General features: G+C 51.2%; 2 protein-coding genes. One reads left to right on the forward strand and one right to left on the reverse strand.

From position 1 onward, the window contains the following. Positions 1-127: 127 nt before the first annotated feature. On the reverse strand, positions 128-1,042 hold the full coding sequence (gene dprA / locus Q0628_RS10915) for a DNA-processing protein DprA (RefSeq protein ID WP_298770942.1): 915 nt from the start codon (positions 1,040-1,042) through the stop codon (positions 128-130). Here dprA and mazG point away from each other — a divergent pair. Next, positions 1,041-1,638, forward strand: a 598-nt coding sequence (gene mazG / locus Q0628_RS10920) for a nucleoside triphosphate pyrophosphohydrolase (RefSeq protein ID WP_298770944.1), incomplete at its 3' end; no start/stop codon positions are given. The genes dprA and mazG overlap by 2 nt on opposite strands.

The raw sequence follows: 1,638 nt of genomic DNA on the forward strand, positions 1-1,638 counted from the left end.
GGCGATGTCCTGCGTGATTTTTTGCTGCTGCTTCAAGCTGTTTTTTCCGAACATCAACTGCGAAATGACTATCGCAATTGTTGCGACAATCGTAAACAGGATAATCCAGAAAAAACGCTTTTTCACGTCAAGTTGCTCCATTAAAGTAGAACTGGAAGTTGTCCGGTGAATGGACTAGACCCGAAAGTTCTAACTCTGTTAATATAGCTAAAATATTGTTGGGCTTGAAGTTACATTCGTTCTGCAACTCCTGAAAAGTCTTCTTGAAACCGTTGAATTGCATAAATAAGGCTAGGGCTTCGTGAGAAAGATTGCAACCGGTTGCTTCAATTTGAGAGAGGCTGACTGCGGCCGGCGCATCCGAATCCGTCTTGATTTTGGGGAGCCCGGCAACAGTGCGCAGGCTTTCGGGCATAAAGACTGGCATGGCCTTTCCTTGGTCTAGGTATTGATTGGGTCCTGCAGAGGTTTCGCTATCGAAGTCCCCCGGAACGGCGAGCAAAAGCTTGTTTTCTTGCAGGCAGTAGTCGGCTGTGATGAGGGCTCCGCCTTTGGTTTTACTTTGTACTAAAACCGTGGCGCGACTGAGACCGCTGATAATCCTGTTGCGGGCAGGAAAGTTCCCTTTGAAAGAGGGAAAGTCTTCTTCGTATTCGGTCATGATGCAACCGCCGGCATCGATAATGCGGCGGGCGAGCGTTGCACGGTCTCCAGGAATCGGGACATTGATTCCCTGTGCAATCACGGCAATCGTCGGAATCCCGAAATCGAGCGCGGCTTCGTGGCAATAATAATCAATACCTTGCGCGAGCCCGGAAACGACGACGGCCCTCGTACCTTTCAGTGATTTGACGAGCCGTCTGCACAGCTCGCGGGCGGAACTGCTTGGACGCCGCGTACCTACCATGGCAATTCCAACGCAATCGCTTGCGGGCAGTTTGCCGCGAACGTACAGTAACGGTGGCGCTAATGGAGATTCCTTAAGCGAAAGCGGGAATTGTTTCGGTTCAAGTGTTTCGTACTTTCTATCTTTGTCTGTCATGAAATATTCCTTTGAAGACTTGGTGAAAATTATGGCGACCCTCCGCTCCCCGGAAGGCTGCCCTTGGGACAAGCAACAGACGCACCAGTCGTTGCTCCCTTATTTGGTCGAAGAATCCCATGAATACATCGATGCGGCGCAGGCTGACGACAAGGCGCACATGGCCGAAGAACTAGGCGATGTGCTGTTCCAGGTGGTGTTCCATTCGCAAGTCGCCAAAGAAAACGGCGATTTTTCTATCGACGACGTGGTGCAGGGAATCTGCGAAAAAATGATCCGTCGCCACCCGCACGTCTTTGGAGATGCTAAGGTCGATGATTCGAACGGCGTGGTTCGCCAGTGGGAACGCATCAAGGCTCAAGAAAAAAACAATCTACAAATGCAGGGCAAGTCCGCTATGGACAAAGTAAGCAAGAGCCTGCCCACGCTGGCCCGTGCCCAGGAGCTTCAGCGCCGTGCTGCCAAAGTGAGCTTTGACTGGACCGAGGCTGAACCTGTCTTTGACAAGGCCGTAGAAGAATTTAGTGAATTCCGCACCGAAATGCAAGCGGCATCGCCCGAAAATCGCAACGTAGAACGCATGGAAGATGAGTTCG

The sequence above is a fragment of the uncultured Fibrobacter sp. genome, from assembly GCF_937877005.1.
In the GTDB taxonomy this organism is placed as follows: Bacteria; Fibrobacterota; Fibrobacteria; order Fibrobacterales; family Fibrobacteraceae; genus Fibrobacter.